At 65.5% G+C, this 21,661-nt stretch carries 16 protein-coding genes and 1 pseudogene; 8 read left to right on the top strand and 9 right to left on the bottom strand.

What is annotated here, in order from left to right; genetic code table 11:
* The first annotated feature begins 46 nt into the window (after positions 1-46).
* Positions 47-1,186 carry an MFS transporter gene (locus tag DGN21_RS01615; RefSeq protein ID WP_184577811.1) on the top strand — a complete coding sequence of 380 codons (1,140 nt, stop codon included), beginning with the start codon at positions 47-49 and terminating at the stop codon, positions 1,184-1,186.
* An 83-nt stretch (positions 1,187-1,269) separates the two neighbouring features.
* Here the strand turns inward: DGN21_RS01615 and DGN21_RS01620 are convergent, their stop codons facing one another.
* Both DGN21_RS01620 and baeS read right to left on the bottom strand, forming a co-directional pair.
* Positions 1,270-1,977 (bottom strand): response regulator, encoded by a 708-nt coding sequence (locus tag DGN21_RS01620; RefSeq protein ID WP_184577814.1) that lies wholly within the window; start codon positions 1,975-1,977, stop codon positions 1,270-1,272.
* On the bottom strand, positions 1,977-3,356 hold the full coding sequence (gene baeS / locus DGN21_RS01625; protein ID WP_184577816.1) for a sensor histidine kinase efflux regulator BaeS: 1,380 nt from the start codon (positions 3,354-3,356) through the stop codon (positions 1,977-1,979). Before baeS ends, DGN21_RS01620 begins: the two co-directional genes overlap by 1 nt.
* A 237-nt stretch (positions 3,357-3,593) precedes the next feature.
* Between baeS and DGN21_RS01630 the strand changes: the two genes are divergently transcribed.
* Genes DGN21_RS01630 through DGN21_RS01640 form a run of 3 tightly spaced genes read left to right on the top strand, consistent with a single transcriptional unit; the run spans position 3,594 to position 9,475 of the window.
* The gene (locus DGN21_RS01630; RefSeq protein WP_305803659.1) at positions 3,594-4,874 is read left to right on the top strand and encodes an efflux RND transporter periplasmic adaptor subunit; all 1,281 of its coding nucleotides are present in this window, start codon (positions 3,594-3,596) and stop codon (positions 4,872-4,874) included.
* Positions 4,875-4,883: 9 nt separating this feature from the next.
* The gene (locus DGN21_RS01635; protein WP_184577822.1) at positions 4,884-8,033 is read left to right on the top strand and encodes an efflux RND transporter permease subunit; all 3,150 of its coding nucleotides are present in this window, start codon (positions 4,884-4,886) and stop codon (positions 8,031-8,033) included.
* On the top strand, positions 8,030-9,475 hold the full coding sequence (locus tag DGN21_RS01640; RefSeq protein WP_305803654.1) for an efflux transporter outer membrane subunit: 1,446 nt from the start codon (positions 8,030-8,032) through the stop codon (positions 9,473-9,475). Before DGN21_RS01635 ends, DGN21_RS01640 begins: the two co-directional genes overlap by 4 nt.
* 106 nt (positions 9,476-9,581) lie before the next feature.
* Here DGN21_RS01640 and DGN21_RS01645 read toward each other — a convergent pair whose 3' ends face one another.
* Positions 9,582-10,517 carry an AraC family transcriptional regulator gene (locus tag DGN21_RS01645; protein ID WP_104593749.1) on the bottom strand — a complete coding sequence of 312 codons (936 nt, stop codon included), beginning with the start codon at positions 10,515-10,517 and terminating at the stop codon, positions 9,582-9,584.
* A gap of 98 nt (positions 10,518-10,615) precedes the next feature.
* Here DGN21_RS01645 and DGN21_RS01650 point away from each other — a divergent pair, with 98 nt between their 5' ends.
* Complete coding sequence (locus tag DGN21_RS01650) at positions 10,616-11,374, top strand: SDR family oxidoreductase (RefSeq protein ID WP_184577828.1); 759 nt, start codon at positions 10,616-10,618, stop codon at positions 11,372-11,374.
* Here DGN21_RS01650 and DGN21_RS20125 read toward each other — a convergent pair.
* From DGN21_RS20125 to DGN21_RS01670, 5 genes and pseudogenes are all read right to left on the bottom strand, one after another.
* A pseudogene (locus DGN21_RS20125) lies at positions 11,371-11,555 on the bottom strand (hypothetical protein); the annotation flags it as partial. The gene DGN21_RS01650 and the pseudogene DGN21_RS20125 sit on opposite strands and share 4 nt — an antisense overlap.
* 778 nt (positions 11,556-12,333) lie before the next feature.
* The gene (locus tag DGN21_RS01655; RefSeq protein WP_184577831.1) at positions 12,334-14,292 is read right to left on the bottom strand and encodes a choice-of-anchor X domain-containing protein; all 1,959 of its coding nucleotides are present in this window, start codon (positions 14,290-14,292) and stop codon (positions 12,334-12,336) included.
* A 284-nt stretch (positions 14,293-14,576) separates the two neighbouring features.
* Positions 14,577-15,443 carry a methylenetetrahydrofolate reductase gene (locus tag DGN21_RS01660; RefSeq protein ID WP_024938837.1) on the bottom strand — a complete coding sequence of 289 codons (867 nt, stop codon included), beginning with the start codon at positions 15,441-15,443 and terminating at the stop codon, positions 14,577-14,579.
* Positions 15,444-15,558: 115 nt separating this feature from the next.
* Positions 15,559-16,224 (bottom strand): epoxyqueuosine reductase QueH, encoded by a 666-nt coding sequence (locus DGN21_RS01665; protein ID WP_039517469.1) that lies wholly within the window; start codon positions 16,222-16,224, stop codon positions 15,559-15,561.
* Positions 16,224-17,138 (bottom strand): LysR family transcriptional regulator, encoded by a 915-nt coding sequence (locus tag DGN21_RS01670; RefSeq protein ID WP_039513234.1) that lies wholly within the window; start codon positions 17,136-17,138, stop codon positions 16,224-16,226. Before DGN21_RS01670 ends, DGN21_RS01665 begins: the two co-directional genes overlap by 1 nt.
* 97 nt (positions 17,139-17,235) lie before the next feature.
* Between DGN21_RS01670 and msuE the strand changes: the two genes are divergently transcribed.
* The 3 genes from msuE (at position 17,236) to DGN21_RS01685 (ending at position 20,039) form a co-directional block, all read left to right on the top strand.
* Complete coding sequence (msuE, locus tag DGN21_RS01675; protein ID WP_184577832.1) at positions 17,236-17,829, top strand: FMN reductase; 594 nt, start codon at positions 17,236-17,238, stop codon at positions 17,827-17,829.
* Between the two features lie 166 nt (positions 17,830-17,995).
* Complete coding sequence (locus DGN21_RS01680) at positions 17,996-18,979, top strand: DUF1852 domain-containing protein (protein ID WP_215825092.1); 984 nt, start codon at positions 17,996-17,998, stop codon at positions 18,977-18,979.
* A 28-nt stretch (positions 18,980-19,007) separates the two neighbouring features.
* Positions 19,008-20,039, top strand: a complete 1,032-nt coding sequence (locus DGN21_RS01685) for a methionine synthase (protein WP_039513239.1) — start codon at positions 19,008-19,010, stop codon at positions 20,037-20,039.
* A gap of 153 nt (positions 20,040-20,192) precedes the next feature.
* On the opposite strand, the gene DGN21_RS01690 is transcribed toward DGN21_RS01685, so the two are convergent.
* Complete coding sequence (locus DGN21_RS01690) at positions 20,193-21,638, bottom strand: OprO/OprP family phosphate-selective porin (RefSeq protein ID WP_184577835.1); 1,446 nt, start codon at positions 21,636-21,638, stop codon at positions 20,193-20,195.
* Positions 21,639-21,661: the final 23 nt, after the last annotated feature.

Here is a 21,661-nt window from a genome sequence, read left to right on the forward strand (position 1 = left end):
GGCCACCGTCGCACTCTCCTCGCCGCTTCCTTCTGGAATTTTTTGCATGTCGCTAATCCCCGGCTCCAGCGCTCGCGCGCAACAGCACGCCACCCGCGCGGCGTTCTTCATTCCCGGCTTTGCTGCCGCGGTCTGGGCGGTGCTGGTGCCATTCGCCAAGGCCAGGACCGGCGTGGACGATGGCGCGCTTGGCCTGATCCTGCTGTGCCTGGGGGCAGGCTCGTTCCTGGCGATGCCGCTGGCCGGCGCGGTGTCGGCACGCTTCGGTTTCCGTGCGGTCATGGCGGTGACGTCGGCGCTGATCTGCCTCAGCCTGCCGTTGCTGGCGGTGGTCGCCGATCCGTGGTTGCTGGGCGCGGTGCTGTTCGTGTTCGGCGCCGGCGTGGGCGCGATGGATTGCGCGATGAACATGCAGGCGGTGGTGGTCGAGCGCGATGCCGGGCGCGCGATGATGTCGGGATTCCATGCGTTTTTCAGCATCGGCGGGTTTGTCGGGGCCGGCGCGATGACCTTGCTGCTGTCGGCGCAGCTCTCCCCGCCGAGCGCGGCGGTTGCCGGGGCGATCGCCATGCTGCTTGTCGCCGTGGCGTCGGTGCGCCACTGGCGGACCGAGCGCGTGGCGCAACAGGGGCCGTTGCTGGCGCTGCCCAGGGGCATCGTGCTGTTCATCGGCATCCTGGCGTTCGTGGTGTTCCTGGCCGAAGGCACCATTCTGGACTGGAGCTCGGTGTTCCTGGCCGATGTTCACCAGGTCGCCCCGAGCACCGCCGGCGTGGGCTATGTGGTGTTTGCATTGACCATGACGGTGACGCGCCTGCTGGGCGATGCGGTGGTGGAGCGCCTGGGGCGCATCCGCTCGATCGTGGTGGGCGCGCTGCTGGCCAGCGCGGGCTTCTGCGTGCTCACGCTGGTGAGCCCATGGCAGGCCTCGTTGGCCGGTTACGTATTGGTCGGCCTGGGCTGCGCCAATATCGTGCCGGCCCTGTTCTCGTTGGCCGGCAACCAGACGCGCATGCCGGAGAGCATTGCCATCACTGCGGTCACCACACTGGGCTATGCCGGCATCCTGGCCGGGCCGGCGCTGATCGGTTTCGCCGCGCATGGCATCGGCCTGGTCGGCGCCTTGCTCGCTGTTGCGGTGCTGATGGTGGGCGTGGCGGTGTCGACGCGGTGGTTGAAGGTGTGAGTGTTGGGAGTCGCGCGCCTGTGGTTGCTGGGGTGTCGGGAGTGCGTCGCGCGCAGGCACGCTCCTACGAGGGGGGATATTGATTACGCTTCGGTGGCTAGATACTCGAAGCGGTAGCCCACGCCGTACACCGAGCGCACCCATTCTTCGCCGCCCACCTCGGCCAGCTTGCGGCGCAGGTTCTTGATGTGGCTGTCCACGGTGCGATCGGTGACGATGCGGTGGTCCACATACACGTGGTCCATCAACTGCTCGCGCGAGTAGACACGCCCCGGCGCTGCGCACAGCGTGCGCAGCAGGCGGAACTCGACCTGGGTCAGGTCCAGGTCGCGCCCGGCCACGCTGGCGCGGCAGGCGGCCTCATCGATCAGCAATCCATGCGTGGGCACCGCATTGGGATCGTGCCGGTGGCGGCGCAGCACCGCGCGCACCCGTGCAATCACCTCGCGCGGGCTGAACGGCTTGCAGATGTAGTCGTCGGCACCGATCTCCAGCCCGAGCAGGCGGTCGATCTCTTCGGCGCGCGCGGTCACCATGATCACCGGCACCGCGCCGAGGCTGCGCAGCTCGCGGCAGATGTCCATGCCATCGCGATTGGGCAGCATCAGGTCCAGCAGGACCAGATCCGGCGACTGCGCGTGAAACGCAGCAATTGCCTGCGCACCATCGGCCACCCAATGATGCGAATAGCCGGCCGCGTGCAGATACTCGCCCAGCACCGCAGCCAGGCGCGGTTCGTCTTCGACGATGAGCACGTGTGCGTTCGGTGCTGCGGTGGTGGTGTCGTCCATCAGGCCTCCAGGGCCGGCAGCCGCAGCGTCACGCGCAGGCCGCCCAGGGGCGAAGCGGTGGCGTGGATCTCGCCGTCGTGCGCGCCGACGATATTGCGGCAGATCGCCAGGCCCAGCCCGCTGCCGCCGCTGGCGCGATTACGCGAGCCTTCCACACGATAGAAGCGCTCGAACAGGCGATCGAGCTTGTCTGCCGGCACGCCGGGCGCGCTGTCTTCGATCACGATCTCCACCAGGTGCGCGCGCCGTGCGCACTGCACCCGCAACTGGCCGCCGGCATCGGTGTAGCGCAAGGCGTTCTCCAGCAGGTTGGACAGCAGCTGCTGCAGGCGACGCTCGTCGCCGTCGACACGCAACGGCGCAGTGATGCCGTGGGCCTGCAGCGTGAGCCCGGCTGCGGCAATGCGCGTGTGCATGCCGGCCAACGTGGACTGCAGCACCACACTCAGATCGATCGGCGCGCGCCGGTAGGCCAGCGCGCCGACATCGGTGAGCGACAGGTCGTAGAGATCCTCGATCAGCTTGCCGAGCTGGCCGACCTCCTGGTGCAACGAGGTCAGCGATTCGCGCGTCATCGGCCGGATGCCGTCCTGCAGCGCTTCCAGCTCGGCGCGCAGCACCGCCAGCGGCGTACGCAACTCGTGCGAGACATCGGCCATGAAATCGCGACGCGCACGTTCGTTGTTGTCCAGTGCCTGCGCCAGCTGGTTGAAGTCGCGCGCGAGCTGGTCGAGCTCATCGCGCATGCGCGCCTCCAGTCGCGTGCCGTAGTCGCCGGCCGCCAGGCGATGGGTTGCCGCGGTCAGGCTGCGCACGCGCCGCAGCAAGGTGCGCGACAGCAGCCAGCCGAACAGCGCGGCCACCACGATGGACGCCGCGCCGACAGTCCACCACAGACGTTGCTGGGCCTGGTAGAAGCGCGCGTCGTTGGCGGTCAGCACCTTCTCGAAGGGCAGCATGCCCATCCAGCCCACCGTCTGTCCGTGCACCACCACCGGGCGCAGCGTGTCGGTGCGGCTGACGTCGGGGTTGCCGATGATTACCCGGTAGTCGCGATCCAGCAGCGCGAAACGAAACACCGCGCCGGTCTGATCGGAGATCGGTGGCGCGCGTGGCGGCAGGTTCTGCGGCAGCTCCGGGCGCATCAGCACGAACCAGGCGTCGGGATTGTCGCGGATGAAGTTCCAGTCGCCGTGCTTGGCGTAGTCGGCCTGCACGCGCGGCAATACTTCCAGCATCCGCTCGATGCCCTGCTCGCTGAGATAGTCGAGAAACTGCTTCCTGAGCAACAGCTGCCCGGCCAGGCCATTGATCAGCAGCACTGCAATGCAGGCGCTGAGGATGGCAAGGAAGAGTTTGGCGGTGATTCCGAGTTTCATCGAGGCTGGGACAACCTTGTTGCGAACGAGGTCAGGCACGGGGTGCTTGCTGCAGTCACGGCAGGTTGCAGCAGCGGCGCCTGCCGCTGCCGGTGTAGCGCGTGTCGTGCACAGCCGTATTGGGACTTCATTAAACCCCGAAAGCAAGCGCCTGCTGTCTGCCGATGCAAATCTTCAAATTTGCTCCATATTCGCAGCGTAGCGTGCGCATCCTCCGATCACTCCCGAGTGCGCCGTATGCGTTGCGTTGCTTCCTCCCGTTCTGCCGTGGTGCCGCGTCAGTGGCTGCTGGCCGCCATGATCACCGTCGCGCTGGCGGCGTGTTCGCCTGCGCAAGCGCCGCAGCAGCGGCAAGTGGAAGTGGGCGTGCAACGCGTGGACGTGCAGCGCCTGGCGCTGGACCAGACGCTGCCCGGGCGCACCGTGGCCTATCAAAGCGCGCAGGTGCGCCCGCAAGTGGGCGGCATCCTGCGCAAGCGGCTGTTTACCGAAGGCGAGCGGGTGCAGGCCGGGCAGGTGCTGTACCAGATCGAGCCGGCGCCGTTCCAGGCTGCGTATGCGTCCGCGCAAGGCGAACTGGCGCAGGCCGAAGCGGCGGTGCTCTCGGCCAGGCCCAAGGCGCAGCGGTATCAGACGCTGGTCAAGCTGGATGCGGTCAGCCAGCAGGACGGCGACGACGCCACCGCCACCTTGCGTCAGAACGAGGCCGCAGTCACCGCGGCCAGGGCGGCGTTGCAGACCGCAAAGCTCAATCTGGATTTCACCCGCATCACCGCGCCGATCAGCGGCCGTATCGGCACTTCGAGCTTCACCCCGGGCGCGCTGGTCACCGCCGACCAGACCGATGTGCTCACCACCATCAACCAGCTCGATCCGATCTATGTGGATGTCAGCCAGTCCAGTGCCCAGCTGCTGCAGCTGCGGCGCAAGCTCGATGCCGGCCAGCTCAAGGCGGTCGATGGCAAGGCCGAGGTCAAGCTGTTGCTGGAAGACGGCACTGCCTACGCGCGCACCGGCACGCTGGAAGTGGTGGACACCGCGGTGGATGCCACCACCGGCACGGTGAAGCTGCGTGCGGTGATTCCGAACCCCGACCATCTGCTGTTGCCCGGCATGTACGTCAAGGCGGTGCTGTCGATGGCGGTCAACGAGCAGGCGATCCTGGTGCCGCAACAGGCCGTCACCCGCAACAGCAAGGGCGAGGCGGTGGCGATGGTGGTCGGCGCCGATGGCAAGGTGGCGCAGCGCGTGCTCAAGACCGGCGATGCGGTGGGCGATCGCTGGGTGGTCAGCGAAGGGCTGTCTGCGGGCGAGAGTGTAATCGTGCAGGGCCTGCAGAAGATCCAGGTCGGCATGCCGGTGAAGACGCGCGAAGTGAGCGCCACCACAGTCACCACAGCGGCAGCGCCGAATGCAGCCGCTGCAGCCGCACCAGGCGCACCCGCTGCCGCTGCCGCTGCGCGTGCGGCCACGCCGACGCCTGCAGCGCCGGCCAGCGCCACGCCCAAGGCCGACTGAGGAAATCCCATGGCTCGTTTCTTCATCGACCGTCCCATCTTCGCCTGGGTCATCGCCATCGTCATCACGCTGGCCGGCGCGATCTCGATCTTCTCGCTGCCGCTGGAGCAATACCCGGACATCGCACCGCCCTCGGTGACGGTCAGTGCGACCTATACCGGTGCCTCCGCAGAGACCGTGCAGAACTCGGTCACGCAGATCCTCGAACAGCAGATGACAGGCCTGGACAATCTGCTCTACATGTCCTCCAGCAGCAGCTCGGCGGGCACTGCGCAACTCACGCTGACGTTCGAGTCCGGCACCGACCCGGATACCGCGCAGGTGCAGGTGCAGAACAAGGTGTCGCAAGGCGAGGCGCTGCTGCCCGACGAGGTCAAGACCAACGGCGTGACCGTGACCAAGTCGGCCAGCGGCAGCATGTTCATGGTGCTGGCCTTTACTTCCGAAGACGGCAGCATGGACAGCACCGATATCGGTGACTACATGGTGTCCTCGTTGCAGGACCCGATCAGCCGCCTCAACGGCATCGGCAGCGTCAACGTGTTCGGTGCCGAGTACGCGATGCGCGTCTGGCTGGATCCGGAAAAACTGCACACCTACGCATTGATGCCCTCGGATGTCAGCAGCGCGATCGCCGCGCAGAACGCCGATGTCTCGTCCGGCGCGCTAGGTGCATTGCCGGCGCTGCAGGGCCAGCAGTTGAATGCCACGGTGACCTCGCGCAGCAAGCTGCGCACACCGGCGCAGTTCGAGAACATCGTGCTCAAGTCCGATGCCGGCGGCGCCACGGTGTACCTGCGCGATGTCGCGCGGGTGGAGCTGGGCTCGGAATCCTATGGGTCCAGTTCCAAGTTCAACGGCAAGGCCGCCTCGGGCATGGGCCTGCAACTGGCGACCGGTACCAATGCGCTGGACGCAGCCAAGCTGGTGGAAGCCAAGCTGGATGCACTCAAGCCGTATTTTCCGGCCGGCCTGAAGTACGAGGTCGCCTACGACACCACACCGTTCGTGCGCATCTCCATCGAGGAAGTGGTCAAGACCCTGATCGAAGCGATCGTGCTGGTGGTCGTGGTGATGTACCTGTTCCTGCAGAACTGGCGTGCCACGCTGGTGCCGGTGATCGCGGTGCCGGTGGTGCTGATGGGCACCTTCGGGGTGTTGTCACTGCTGGGCTTTTCGATCAACACGCTGACCATGTTTGCGATGGTGCTGGCGATCGGCCTGCTGGTGGACGATGCCATCGTGGTGGTGGAAAACGTCGAGCGCCTGATGGCCGAGCAGGGCATGTCGCCGCGCGAGGCCACGCACACCTCGATGGGCCAGATCACCGGCGCCCTGGTCGGCATCGCGCTGGTACTCACGGCGGTGTTTCTGCCGATGGCCTTCTTCGGCGGCGCCACCGGCGAGATCTATCGGCAGTTCTCGGTGACCATTGCCGCGGCGATGATTCTCTCGCTGGTGGTCGCGCTGACCCTGAGTCCGGCGCTGTGCGCCACCTTGCTCAAGCCCATCGACAAGGGCGGCCATGTCTCGCGCAAGGGCGCGCTGGGCACCTTCTTCACCTGGTTCAACACCCGCTTCGATCGCGGTACCGAGCGCTATGGGCGTGGCGTGGAGCGCGTGGTCGGCCATCGCAAGCTCGGCTCGCTGGTCTACGCACTGTTGCTGGTGGTGCTTGGCCTGCTGTTCTGGCGGTTGCCCAGCGCGTTCCTGCCCGAGGAAGACCAGGGCATGCTGATGGTGATGTTCAGTGCGCCGGCCGGTGCCACCCAGCAACGCACCCAGCAGTCGATCGACCAGGCTACCGCGTTCATCCTCAAGCAGCCGGAAGTGCAGGGCATCATGACCATCTCCGGCTTCAGCCTGGCCGGCAGCAGCCAGAACTCGGGCATGGGCTTTATCCGCCTGAAGGACTGGGCCGACCGCGAGGGTTCGGCGCAGGAGGTGGCCCAGCGCATCACCGGCGCGATGATGATGACGCTGCCCGACGCGCAGGTGTTTGCATTGACGCCGCCGGCCATCAACGGGCTGGGCACCAGTTCCGGTTTCACCCTGCAGTTGCAGGATGCCGCCGGCAACGGCCACGAGGCGCTGGTGGAAGCGCGCAAGCAGTTGCTGCAGCTGGCCAACGGCAATCAGAACCTGACGGCGGTGCGCTTCAACGGCCTGGACGACGCGCCGACCTACCGCGTGCAGATCGACGATGCCAAGGCCGGCGCGCTGGGCGTGGCCGCAGCCGACATCAACACCACGCTCTCCACGGTGATGGGCGGGCGCTACGTCAACGATTTTCTCAACAACAACCGGGTCAAGCGCGTGTACGTGCAGGGCGAAGCGTCCGCACGCATGCTGCCCGGCGATATCGACCGCTGGTACGTGCGCAACAGCGACGCCGCCATGGTGCCGTTCTCCGCGTTCGCCAGCAGCGCCTGGGCGTATGCGCCGCAGGTGTTGACCCGCTTCAATGGCAGCGAATCGATGGAGATCACCGGCAGCGCCGCATCCGGCATCAGCTCGGGCGATGCGATGACCGCGGTCGCCGGCGAAGTGGACGGCATGGGCAAGGGCGTGGGCTACGCCTGGTCGGGCATGTCGTATCAGGAACAGGCCGCCGGCACCCAGACCTGGATGTTGTATGCGGTGTCGCTGGTGTTCGTGTTCCTGTGCCTGGCCGCGTTGTACGAGAGCTGGTCGATCCCGATCTCGGTGATGCTGGCCGTGCCGGTGGGCATCGTCGGCGCGCTGCTGGCGACCTGGATGCGCGGGCTGTCCAATGACATCTATTTCCAGGTCGGCCTGCTGGCAACGATGGGCCTGGCCGCCAAGAACGGCATCCTGATCGTGGAGTTCGCCAAGGAGCTGGAAGAGAAAGGCCAGCCCTTGATCGAGGCCACCCTGCACGCCGCACGCATGCGCCTGCGCCCGATCCTGATGACCTCGCTGGCCTTCATGCTCGGCGTGCTGCCGATGGTGATCAGCAGCGGCGCCGGCTCCGGCGGACGCCATTCGCTGGGCACCGGCGTGCTCGGCGGCACGCTGGCCTCCACCGTGCTGGGCATCTTCTTCGTGCCGTTGTTCTACGTGATGGTGCGCAGCCTGTTTCCCGGCAAGGCGGCCACGCACCCCCCCGTCGTTTCCACCTCCGAGGTAACGCCATGATGCGCACGACATCCCTCAGCCTGGCGGTGGCCTGTGCCATCGCATTGAGCGGCTGCGTCAGCATGGCGCCGCAATATGCGCGCCCGGATGCGCCGGTGCCCGGCGTGGTCGGCGACACCGGCAGCGTGACCCATGGCGACAGTGCCGATGGCCGCACTACCGCTGCGGCTGGGCTGGACTGGCGGCAGGTGCTGGTCGATGCGCGCCTGCAACAGGTGGTCGCACTGGCGCTGGACAACAACCGCGACCTGCGTGTGGCCGTGCTCAATATCGAGCAGGCACGTGCGCAGTACCGCATCCAGCGTGCGGACCTGTTTCCCGCGGTGGACGCCAGCGTCTCGCACACGGCGCAACGTGCTGCGTCCGCGACCAGTTTCACCGGCGCGCCGCAGATCATCCGCAGCGCCACCGGGCAGGTGGGGATCAGCAGCTGGGAGCTGGACCTGTTCGGGCGCATCCGCAGCCTCAAGAACGAAGCGCTGGAGACCTATCTGGCCAGCGAGCAGACCCAGCGCAGCACCCGCCTGAGCCTGGTGGCCGAGGTGGCCAGCGACTGGCTCACCGTGGCCGCCGATCAGCAGCGGCTGGCACTTGCCCAGCAGACCCTGGAGAGCCAGCGCAAGACGCTGCGCCTGACCCAATTGCAGCACGACAACGGCATCGTCTCCGGGCTGGATCTGGCGCAGATCCAGACCAGCGTGGAAAGCGCGCGCGCCGATGTCGCCAGCTTCACCACACAGCTGGCGCAGTCGCGCAATGCGCTGAACCTGGTCGTGGGCACGTCGGTACCGGCGGCGTTGTTGCCGGCTGCCGATGCGATCGAGAGCGGCGTGGCATTGGCACCGTTGCCGGCGCAGCTGGAGTCGCGCGTGCTGTTGCAGCGCCCGGACGTATTGTCGGCCGAGCACACGCTCAAGGCCGCCAACGCCGACATCGGCGCGGCGCGTGCGGCGTTCTTCCCCACCATCTCGCTGACCGGCAATGTCGGGCGCGGCAGCGATGCCTTGTCCAGCCTGTTCGATGGCGACCACACCTGGTCGTTCACGCCCAGCGTGAGCCTGCCGATCTTCCGCGCCGGCGCCCTGAAGGCCGAACTGGATGTGGCCAAGCTGCAGAAGGACATCACCATCGCCCAATACGAACTGGCGATCCAGACCGCCTTCAGTGAAGTGGCCGACGCGCTGGCCGAGCGCACCCAGCTGGACGAACGCATGGACGCGCAGCGCGCCCTGGTGGATGCGGCACAACGCGGTTTCACCCTGTCGGATGCGCGCTACCGCAACGGCGTGGACAGTTATCTGGTGGCGCTGGACGCGCAACGCTCGCTCTATAGCGCACAGCAGACCTTGATCAGCCTGCGGCTGACCGAAGCAAGCAACCGGGTGACCTTGTACAAGGTGCTCGGCGGCGGCGCCGATGCGCAATCGCAACCGCAACAGTAGCCCTGCATCGATGCGCCAGTGCGAGGGCACTTGCCTGCAGTTGCAGCTGTTTCTCACTGCAGCTGCAGGCGGCACTGCGCGCTCGGGTCTGGCACACCTGATGCCGTTACAAAGCGTCTGCAGACATTGCAGACATTGCAGGCGCTGCAGCACGCTCGCGCGCGTACTGCGATGGTGGGCTGCCGGTATGGCGGGTGAAGGCAACGCTGAAACTGCTTGCCGAGCCATACCCCACACGCTGCGCGGCTTGCGCTACGCCAAGCCCTTGTTCTGACAGAAGCGTCTTTGCCAGCGCCATGCGCCATGCCAGCAGATATTCCATCGGCGCCATGCCCATTGCCCGGTTGAAGCGCGCAAAGAACGATGATCTCGACAGCGCCGCTTCCTTCGCCAATGCATCGACCGTCCACGCATGCGCCGGTGCACCGTGCAGTGCACGCATTGCCGCCGCCAGCCGCGCGTCGGATAACGCGCGCACCAGTCCTGGCGTCGTGTCGCTCGCTGTCAGCGAGCGTAATGCTTCAATCAACAGCACCTCCAACAGCCGCGCAAGCACCACCTCGCGTGCGGGCCGGGTTGCACGTGCCTCTTCGCCAACCAGAGTCACCAGCGTGGTAAGTCGCGGCTCGCTGCGCACATGCACCAGCCGGGGCAGCAGCGACACCAGTAGCGCGGCATCGGGCGAGCCGAAGCTGCAATGCCCAATCACGATGCGAAGATCCGCCGGGCCGTCCTGCGCGCCGATACGGAAAGTGCCATCGCCCATGTTGGTCGGCACCGTGTGGGCCTGCCCGGTCGACGCCTGCAGGCTGGAGAGCGTGACGGCCAGCATGGCCGGTGCCAGCACGAAGTCGCCTGCTTCAAGAACACGCGCCTCGCCATCTTCGAGCGTCAGCCGGCACGTCCCTTCGATCACTGCGCAATAAAACGGGCCTGGCGCATCGGAGCGGTGTGCCGACCACGCACCGGCGCCCACGACAAGCTTGGAAAACCGTGCCGCCGGCCTGAGCAGCAGGACAACCTCGGTAAGCGGGTCGGGCAGCATTGGACTCTCGCAAATGAATTAAGCACTTCAGAATATCGCAAGTACGATGTTCGACGCCTAACGTACATCCCTCACAACATCACCGAGGGCGCTTCATGCAAACCGTACTCATCACTGGTTGCTCATCCGGCTTTGGCTTGGCGACCGCCAATTACTTCCTAGAGCGCGACTGGAATGTGGTCGCCACCATGCGCACTCCACGCGAAGACCTGTTTCCTCCGTCGCCACGAATGAGGGTGTTGCAGCTCGATGTCACCGATGCCGCGAGCATCCAGGCCGCGATCGCTGCGGCCGGCACGGTCGACGTTCTCGTCAACAATGCAGGCTCCGGTGCGCCCGCGCCGCTGGAACTGGCAAGCCTGCAGTCGGTGCGTGATCTGTTCGAGACCAATACCTTCGGCACGCTTGCGGTAACCCAGGCGGTCTTGCCGCAGATGCGTGCGCGCCACGCCGGGGTCATCGTCAACGTGTCGTCGAGCGCAACGCTCAAACCCCTCCCACTGATCGGTGCCTACCGCGCAGCCAAGGCCGCGGTGAATGCGCTGAGCGAATCGCTGGCCGCCGAGCTGGAGGACTTCGGTATCCGCGTGCGCATCGTCTCGCCGGGCTCGTGCGGGGAGACGGAATTTCGTGCCAATGCCCGCGCGGGTCTTCGCGGTCTTGATGACGAGGTCTATGGAACGTTTATGCAACAGACGATGGCGCGCATGAGCGCATCCGCCGGCCCCGAAACGCAGTCGATCGATGTCGCGCAGGCCATCTGGCGCGCAGCCACCGATCCGGCCGCGCCGATGTTTATTCCTGCAGGCGCGGATGCAGAACTGTGGGCTTCCGAAGCGGCTTGGAGTGGCTAGTAAAACCTTTCGACCGCTGTACCGAAATCAAAAGCTGAGTCGGTCGAGTGCGCGGTGCCCTCACCGCTTGCGGGACACGCCGTGAACCCATCCCTGGGGGCTCGGTGGCGGCATCCATGCCGCCACACGGTCCCGCAATCGGCGAGGACACCGCACCAGAGAGTTGATCGGTATCTTTGTTTAAAACCCTGCACACCGACTATCTCGACTGGTCCTTGCCCGCCCACCGTCGCGGGACCTTACGCGGCATGGATGCCGCGTAAGAGCTAACAAGGACGTACTTGCAGCGTGTCCTGCGATGGTGGGCGGGCAAGGGCCCTGCAGCCAAGCCGTAGATCAGCAGCTCTACACCTGATCTATCCACATAGTCCAAGTGCATCGCGACACCACGCATAAAGCAACCAAGCCTTCGAACCCTAGCTCCGTCAAGGCGCGCTCCAAGCCTTGAGTCAAAAGCTAGGTGGGTTGAGCGTGCGATGCCCTCACCGCTTGCGGGACACGCCGTGAATCCATCCGTGGAGGCTCCTCGGCGGCATCCATGCCGCCGAGGGTCCCGCAACCGGCAAGGACACCGCACCAGAGAGTTGGTCGGCTGCTTTCTTAAGAGCTTGTTGCTCGGCTTGCGGTGGCAAATCAACAGTCTGTGGCTTATGTGTTGAAAGCCCGCCTGCTGCTCGGGTTGGGATGTAAAAATGGTGAGGGGTTGATCGAACGTACGGTGATTCGATCAGCGCAGTTCATGCACCGCTTGCAGCCACGCACACCGACCATCTCAACGGGTCCTTACCCGCTCACCGTCGCGGGACCTTACGCGGCATGGATGCCGCGTAAGAGCCTACATGGACGTACTTGCGGCGTGTCCCGCGAGGGTGGGCGGGCAAGGGCCTTGCAACCAAGCCGCAGATCATCCGCTCTAGAAACCGATGCACCCACAGCGTTCAATCATTGCTAGAACCGCATCACTTCGCGGCGTTGGCGTTCATCACCGCATTGCGGCTGGCATCCAGGTACTGCGCCGGGTCGCGCATGCCGGTGGTGTGGCATTGCCCGGTGGTGTGGCCGCGATTGACGCCGCCCGGCAGCTGCGCGTTGACCTGCTCCACGGTGCCATCTTCCGGGTCGTTCAGTACCAGGTCCGAGGCCGCGTTGCAGTAGTCGTTGGTGTACCAGTTGGTCTTGGCGAACGAGGTCGTGTAGTAGTTGACCTTGGCGCGCGCATCGGCCGGAATACCGGCCAGCCAGGCTTTGGCGCCGTCGTAAGTCATGTCGGTATTGGTGCCGCAACCCACGCCGAACCACGAGCCCACCGCCGCCAGAATGCCGGACAGATTGGTGCCCTGGTACGGCGTGCCGACCGACTGCATCACCCGCCCACCTGTGGCGTTATCCAGCCCGCTCCAGTAGTAGGTGTACAGATGCAGCGCGGCCATGCCGCCCTGGCTGTGCGCCACCGTCGCGAACGAGGACCACTGACTGGCGAACTGCGCCAAGCGCTGTGCGAACTGGTCGTTGCTGCGGTTCTGTTTGGCATCAAGGAACGAGGACGCATTGGTGAACTGCGCCTGCGGCCACACGCCGTTGGAGCAATAGCCATGCACCAGCACCAGTTGTGACCCCGCGGCCTGCGGTTGCGCCATCGCAGTGGCACGGGCCAGCGTGGTCGGACGTGGCCCCATGCGCATGCTTTCGTCGATCGCGGCGGCAGAGCGCGCAATGCTGGCGCGGCGCAACGCGGGCAGCTGCAAGGGCAGCGTGTCGGCCTGTACCAGCGGGATGTAATGGTCCGGGTCTTCGATGCGCAGCCCGCGCAGCGTAAACGGCGCACGTGCGCCGGCACGCGCGACCCAGCGTTCGTCCAGGCTCAACGGCAGCTGGCCTTGCTGCGGCGTCAGCATGCCGCCGATCCATGCCACCGGCACGTCCTTGCCCTTGGCATCGGTGCCCCAGACCTGGCCAAACACGCGGTAATGCGATGGTGCCTTGCCGCGCGCGGCGACCGGCAAGGCAATGCTGAGCCGGGTGCCGTCGGCAGCGCGTGCGCTGAGCGCGTTGCCGAGCAGACGCAGGGAGGTATCCAGCACCGGCAACACATGCTCGCTGGTGCGCACGAACGGCTGCCCGGCCTGGTCGCGACCGCGCACGATCACCTGTGCGATCCAGGTGCCTTCGGCTGTCGGTTGGAACGTGCCGCCATACACGCCATCGCCGGCAGCACCGTCGTCGTGCTGCCCGTCATCGGCCATCGGCAGCGTGCGGATGCCGCCTTGCGGGTCGATCACACGCAGGCTCGCTGTCTCGATCTGCCCCGCCTGCGCGGCCAGCAAGCTCGCGCCGCCTGCATCGTTGCCGCTGAGCAAGGCGTTGAGCGTCAGCGACTGGCCGACCTGCTGCCGACGATGGCGCGGGTACGAGGCCAGCTGCGTGCGCGCATCGCCTTCCATCAGCACATACCCGCGTTGCGCCACCGGCGCCGCCGATTGCAGCGTCAGCGCCCAGTTGCCGTTCTGCGCGGACTCCACCGCGTAACGCATGCCGCTGGTGCCGCTCTCGGCGCTGCCCAGCAGTGTGCGTTGTGCCTGCAGCTGCGGTGCAACAGCAGCTGCACGTGCGCCGGCAACGCGTGGTGCAGTCACCGCCGCCTCCCACGGCTGGTCGCCGGCCAGCACCATGAAACGCAGATGGCCGTTTTCCACCGGCAAGGTGCCGTGCCAGCGTGCGGACTTGCCGGCCGGCGTCAACTCCACCGGCAGCAAGGCGCTCTTGGACAGGATCGCCGACTCGGCCGGATCGGGCGCGCGCATCTGCGCGAACTCCTCCGGTGGGCCAGCCAGTTGTTTGGGTTGCAGCTCGGCCGCGGCAAGCGGCGTGGAGACCAGCGACAGGGTGCACAGCAAGGACAACAGCGACGGCTTCGGCATGGCGACATCTCTCCTTGAACGTTGCAGAAGCGATGCCGCTGCGCATGGCAACGGCATCGGATGCAGCGCCCCCTCGCCGCGATTCGCCGATGGTTATACCGCGTGCTTGTGACAGGTCTGCTGTGCGCTGCAACACCTCACGCGCAGCAAACAAAACGCCAAAACTAAAAAGTAAAGATTGTGATCTGGGTCTTAGACATGGCGAGGCCTGCAACGCATTGCTTGCTACAACGCACAGGTCTGCGGTCGCTATGCAGCGCCGAATTCGGCGCGCCTCAGTCCGCCTAAACGCGCGCGGAGCGGGAGCGGTACTGCTCTACCCACGCGACAGTCTGCGCGATGCCGCCAAACGGGTAGAAGTGCATGCGGACCTCGCCGTGCGCATCAGTCAGGCCAGTGGCCAGCCGTTCCACAAAACGATCCGGCCCTGCGGTGCCCAACAGCTTGCCGAGCGAGATGCCGTATTTGGACAGCATCGATGCGCATGCGCCGACACCGCAGCTGGCGGCATAGCGTGCGAGCACCGCCACGCCGGCAGGACCGGGTACGCCCACACGCACGGGATGTGCAATGCCGCGCGCGCGCAGCGCCTGCAACCACGTCAGCACGATGTCGGCATCGAACGCGAACTGGGTGACGATCAGCGGCGCCATGCCGCGCTCGGCGATGCTGCGACACTTGCGCTGCAGCACCTCCCATCGATCGGCTGCAGGCATGCTTGGATGCCCTTCCGGATGCCCCGCCACGGCGATGGTCCGGATGCCGGAGCGCTCAAAGATCCCGGTATCGATCAGCGACAAGCTGTCCGGAAACGGCCCGAGCGGAGCAGGCGGATCGCCCGCAATCAGCAGGCAGCGCTCGACGCCGGCGTCATCGACGGCGCGGCTGACAAAGGCATGCAGCTGCTCGCGCGAGGCGATACGGCGCGCGGACAGGTGCGGCATCGGCTGAAAGCCGAGTGCGCGCACCATCCGTGCTGCGGCCAGCCGCGCATCGTCGTCCTGGTTGGGCAAGTAGGGGATGGCAATGGTTGCGCCACGCGTGATCCGGGGCGCCGCTGCAGCCAGCCCGGCAATGTGCTTTGCGCTGACCTCCAGCGAATAGGCCTCGGTGATGGTGCTGGCGAGGCTGGGCGTGTCCGGGTCGATCAAGGGTGTTGCCGTCCTGTGGTGGTGAGTGGCTGCGTCGCTGCGTCAGCCCTGATCGAGCGGGCAGGGAGCCAGAGAACACGTCGAAATCCCGGCCGCGCCCAAGACCCGCTTGCACTCAATCGTCCTGTTCCGCATCGCCGTAGAATTTCACGCCCAGTTGTATGCGATTGCGCCCGCTTTCCACGCGGTGCCGATTGGTGTCGCGCAGTGAATAGACGCAGCCGCAGTATTCCTGCTGGTAGAAGTTCTCGCGTTTGCTGATCTCGACCATGCGCGAAGAACCGCCGCCCTTGCGCCAGTTGTATTCCCAGTACATCAGGCCGGGATACCTGGCCGCAGCGCGCACGCCGCAGTCGTTGATCTGCTGCATGTTCTTCCAGCGCGAGATGCCCAGGGAGCTGGTGATCACCGGGAAGCCGTGCTCGTGCGCATACAGCGCAGTGCGTTCGAAGCGCATGTCAAAGCACATGGTGCAACGCACGCCGCGCTCGGGTTCGTTCTCCATCCCGCGGGCCCGCTCGAACCAGTTGTCCCGATCGTAGTCGGCATCGACGAAGGGCACGCCGCACTGCTCTGCAAAGCGGATGTTCTCGTCCTTGCGCAGCTCGTATTCCTTGCGCGGATGAATGTTGGGGTTGTAGAAGAAGATGGTGTAGTCGACGCCGGACGCCAGCATGGCCTCCATCACCTCGCCGGAGCATGGCGCGCAGCAGGAATGCAGCAACACCTTGTCGTGGCCGGCAGGCAGTGGGAGTGGCGTGCGGGTTGCGGTGGTATCCATCAGTGGGCTCCGGATGTCGTGGCGGTGCCATTGGCAGGTTGGCGGGCCAGTTCGATGAAAGCGCGCAGGTAGTCGACGGCGATATCCGCCTCGCGTGCGCCCAGGAAGATCTGCTTGGGGATGCCGCGCGCACCCAGCCGCACCGGCACCACGTCCATCCTGGCGGCGTATTCCTCCACCAGCCAGCGTGGCATGGCGGCCACGCCGCGGCCACTGGCCACCATCTGCATCATGATGTCGGTGGTTTCGATGGCCTTGTGGCGCCTGGGCGTGACACCGGCCGGCAGCAGGAACTGGCTGTAGATGTCCAGGCGCTCGAGGTCCACCGGATAGCTGATGAGCACCTCGCGTGTGAGCTGCTGCGGCTTGACGTAGGCGGCCGACGCCAGCGCATGGCCCTTGGCCACGACCAGCACCTGCTCGTAGTCGAACACCGGCTCGAACCGCAGCCCGGGCTTGTACAGCGGGTCGGGCGTGACCAGCAGATCGATCTCGTAGCCGAACAGCGCGCCGATACCGCCGAACTGGAACTTCTGCTTGACGTCCACATCCACATCCGGCCAGGTGGCCAGATAGGGCGCCACCAGCTTGAGCAGCCACTGGTAGCAGGGATGGCATTCCATGCCGATGCGCAGCGCGCCGCGTTCGCCCTGTGCGAACTGGCCCAGGCGCTCCTCCGCCAGGTCCAGCTGCGGCAGTACCCGGTTGGCCACCGCCAGCAGGTACTGGCCGGCCTGGGTCAGGCGCAGGTTGCGTCCCTCGCGCAGCCACACGTCGGTGCCCAGCTGTTGCTCCAGCTTCTTCATGCTGTGGCTCAGCGCCGACTGGGTCAGGTTCAGCACGCCGGCAGCGGCGGTCAGCGAGCCTTGCTGCTCAACCTGCTGGACGATGGTGAGATGGATGCGCTCAAGCATTCAGATGATCCGAATTCATGGATTGTTGAAATAACACCATTTTACTTCATTGAACGCGAGCCCTAGCATCGGGTTTCGTCGTCTCAGGTCAACCCGCATGACTGTCAACGTGCCACACCCCCTCCGCGTCGTCGCGGTCTCCGGCGGGCTGCAGCGCCCCTCCAAGGCCGTCGCCCTGGCCGAGCACCTGCTGGCGCTGATCGCCGCTGCCGTGCCGTGCGAGCAACATCTGGTCGAACTCGGGGCGTTGGCGCCACAGTTCGCCGGTGCGGTCTGGCGCTCGCAGCTGCCGGCAACGGTGGAGCAGGAACTCGCCGCCGTGGAGCAGGCGGACGTGGTGGTGGTGACCACGCCGGTCTATCGCGGCTCCTTCACCGGGCTGTTCAAGCACTTCTTCGACTTCATCCACCAGGATGCCTTGATCGACACCCCGGTGCTGCTGGCGGCAACCGGCGGCAGCGAGCGCCATGCGCTGGTGATCGACCACCAGTTGCGGCCACTTTTCAGCTTCTTCCAGGCGCGCACATTGCCGCTGGGCGTTTACGCCACCGACCACGACTTCCTGGACTACCGCGTGCACAACGAGGCCCTGGCCGAGCGAGCCAGGCTGGCGGTACAGCGCGCACTGCCGCTGATCGCATTGACGCGGCCGGCAGGTGCCATTGCCGCAGAAAACGTGGCCGCGGCCTGAGGCCACCCGGCCACGGTTGCGCGGCGGGTCAACACTGCGCGCCGGCTACAGGATCGGTTGGCAACTGTCCGCAGATCCAGAGTCCCGGCATCCATCCAGCAGGGATCCACCCATGCGCCGAGACCTGCGCTCCTATTCAATTTCGGAAACAAGGCGTCAGCTTGCAATGACTCAGGAATTCACCTTCAGCATCAAACGTCAGCGGTTTGACGAGGACTACCGTCCCGCGGCCAACACGCGCAACACAACGAACTTTGCCAACCTGGCCAGGGGGCAGCGTCGGCAGGAAAACCTGCGCAACACGCTTGCGATGATCAACAACCGCTGCAACGACCTGGCGCATTGGGATAACCCCACCCGCGACCGCTACGCGGTGGAGCTGGACATCATCTCTGTCGAGATGAACATCGGCGAGAACGAAAGCGGCGATGCATTTCCGCTGATCGAGATATTGAAGCCCAGCATCCTCGACAAGACGAGCGGCGCGCGCATCGATGGCATCGCAGGGAACAATTTTTCCTCCTACGTGCGCGACTACGATTTCAGTGTGCTGCTGCCGGCACACAATCAGGACGCATCCGGCTTCAGCATCCCGAATGATTTCGGTAGCCTGCACGGAAAGCTGTTTAAGCACTTCGTGGACTCGGATGCCTACACGGCGCGTTTCGCCAAGCCGCCGGTCATCTGCATCAGTGTCTCCAGCAGCAGGGTCTATCACCGAACCGGCAACCGGCACCCCGTGCTCGGCATCGAATACCGGCAGGACGAATTTTCCCTGACCGATCGCTACTTCGAGAAGATGGGCCTGCAGGTGCGCTATTTCATGCCTCCCAACAGTGTCGCCCCGCTGGCTTTTTACTTCTTCGGCGACCTGCTCAACGACTACACCAACCTGGAGCTGATCGGCACCATCAGCACCATGGAGACGTTCCAGAAGATTTACCGCCCGGAGATCTACAACGCCAATTCCGCGGCGGGGGCCATCTACCAGCCGAGCCTGAAGCACCAGGATTATTCCTCTACCCAGGTCGTCTACGACCGGGAAGAGCGCAGCCAGCTCGCGGTGACGCAGGGCAAATTCACCGAGGAGCACTTCATCAGGCCCTACGGCAAGATTCTCGCGCAGTGGGTTTCCCACCACGCTGTCTGATCAACAAGAACGCAAGACACCACTCATCATGAAAAAGCTGCTCCCTACCTCCACCGCCGGCAGCCTGCCCAAGCCGTCCTGGCTCGCGCAGCCGGAGAAACTCTGGTCTCCCTGGAAGCTACAGGACGAGGAACTGATCGAAGGCAAGCAGGATGCATTGCGCCTGTCGCTGCAGGAACAGCAGCACGCCGGCATCGACATCGTCAGCGACGGCGAGCAGACCCGCCAGCATTTCGTCACCACCTTCATCGAACACCTCAGCGGCGTCGATTTCGAAAAGCGCGAAACCGTCAGGATCCGCAATCGCTACGACGCCAGCGTCCCCACTGTCGTTGGCGCGGTGAGCCGTCCCAGGCCGGTGTTCGTGGACGATGCCAGGTTCCTGCGCCAGCAGACCCGCCAGCCGATCAAATGGGCGCTGCCTGGCCCGATGACGATGATCGACACCCTCTTCGACGCGCACTACAAAAGCCGAGAAAAGCTGGCGTGGGAATTTGCCGTCATCCTCAACCAGGAAGCCAGGGAGCTTGAAGCGGCCGGCGTGGACATCATCCAGTTCGACGAGCCGGCCTTCAATGTCTTCTTCGACGAGGTCAACGACTGGGGTGTTGCCACCCTCGAGCGTGCGGTCGAAGGACTCAAGTGCGAGACCGCCGTCCACATCTGCTACGGCTACGGCATCAAGGCCAATACCGACTGGAAGCAGACCCTGGGGTCGGAGTGGCGTCAGTACGAAGAGTCGTTTCCCAAGCTGCAGACATCCACGCTCGACATCATCTCGCTGGAGTGCCACAACTCGCATGTGCCGATCGACCTGATCGAACTGGTGCGCGGCAAGAAGGTGATGGTCGGGGCCATCGACGTGGCAAGCAATACGATCGAAACGCCGGAAGAAGTGGCTGCTACGCTGCGCAAGGCGCTGCGCTTCGTCGATGCCGACAAGCTCTACCCGTCGACCAACTGCGGGATGGCGCCTCTGGCCCGTGACGTTGCAAGAGGCAAGCTCAAGGCCCTCAGCGCAGGCGCGGACATCATTCGCGCGGAACTGGCAGCCCGCTAGCGCGCCGGTGCTGGCGCTGGGTGGGCGGCCGAAGCGACAGGGCCGCGGCTAGCGCCATCGTGCCGACGCACGTCGCCACCACGGCTAGCGACACAACCACCAACAAGCCCCCGCATGCGGGGGCTTGTTGGTCTTCCATCACGTTGCAGGGGATCAGTAATTGACCTGCAACTGCAGCCGCAGCAAGTCGCCTTCCACCACCGGATACGGCGCGGTGGTGACGTCGGTGCGCTTCATCTTCGAGTAGGCGAACACCAGTTCCAGCGCATCCATCGGCTGCCACTCGACGCCGGCTTCCACTTCGTCCAGGCGCATGCGCGGCGCATTGGTGTCGAACTTGGAGCCGCCGCGGTAGGTCTGCCACTTCAGGTACGGCAGCAAGGTGCCGTAGCTGCCATCGTGCTTGTACATCGCCTGCACGTAACCGCCGCTCAGCGAACGGGTGCGGATGCGCCGCTGTGCGACATCCAGCTCCGGGCCGCGGCCCACTGTCCACTCGGCCTGCAGGCCGAACGGCTGCGGGTAGTAGATGATGTGCGCGGCCACGCGTTGGTCGGTGTAGCCGTTCGGGTCGGTGATGGCCGGGGTGAAGCTGCGGCCACCGATGTTGACTGCCGCCGCGGTCGGCACGAAGCGGCCGCTGTAGGCATCGGCACCCACTTCCAGGTACTGGCCGTTGGCGAACTTGAACGGGTAGGTGGCGTGCACCACCGCATGCATGCTGTCGTTGCGCTCGGCGCGGTTGGCGCCCTGGCCGTTGTACACGCCGGCACCGATCACGCCGTAGTCGCCCGAGCCCTTCAAGCCCGACTTGACCAGGTCCTGGAAGCGGCCCTTGGCCACGGTGGGGCTGTAGTAGAACACCGCACCGATATCGCGTTCGTCGCGCAGGCCGGAGTTGAGCGCGTCGGCGCGGTCCAGGGTGAGACGGTTCTGGCTGGACTGCAGGTTCTCCCAGCCGTACGGCATCTTCGACTGGCCCACGCGCACGCGGTACTCGCGCTTCTTGTCGAAGTAGATGTCGGCATACGCATCGCGCAGCTGCGCGAAGTTGGAGGTGGTCGAACCGGTCGGCGTGCTCGCAAAGTCCGGCTGGAAGTACAGCGACACGTGCTCGTTGAGATCGCCGCTCAGCACCAGGCGCGCACGCCGGATACCCAGGCTCTGGTCGTTGCCGATAAAGCGGTCGCCGGGTGCGCGCAGATCCTGCGCGTCGCCGCCGATGCCCTGGTTGTAGCGGATCTGCGTGTAGCCGCGCAGGCTCAGCTTGTCGTACCACTTCTTGCCGGCCTCGCCAGCCTTGGCCGGTGCCGCAGCCGGTACGGGTGCAGGTGCGGCCTGGGCGATGGCGGTGTCGGCAGGCGCCGCTGCCGCAGGGGCGGGCGGCAGTGCCGGTGCGGACGGCATCGCCGACGCCGGCAGCTTGCCGTTCTCGTCCACCTGCACGAACTTGCCCAGCTTGTCGCGGCCCGGGGCCGGCTCGGCGAAGATCTGCTTGGTCTTGCGGTCGACGTACAGCTCCAGCTCGGCGGCCAGCGTGCTGCCGCTGGCGGTCGCGCTGAGGGCGCACAGGACGGTGGCGAGATTGCGTTTTTTCATTGGTCCGGCTCGTGCAAGGGAAA

It is taken from the genome of Xanthomonas sp. MLO165, assembly GCF_018831305.1.
In the GTDB taxonomy this organism is placed as follows: domain Bacteria; phylum Pseudomonadota; class Gammaproteobacteria; order Xanthomonadales; family Xanthomonadaceae; genus Xanthomonas; species Xanthomonas arboricola.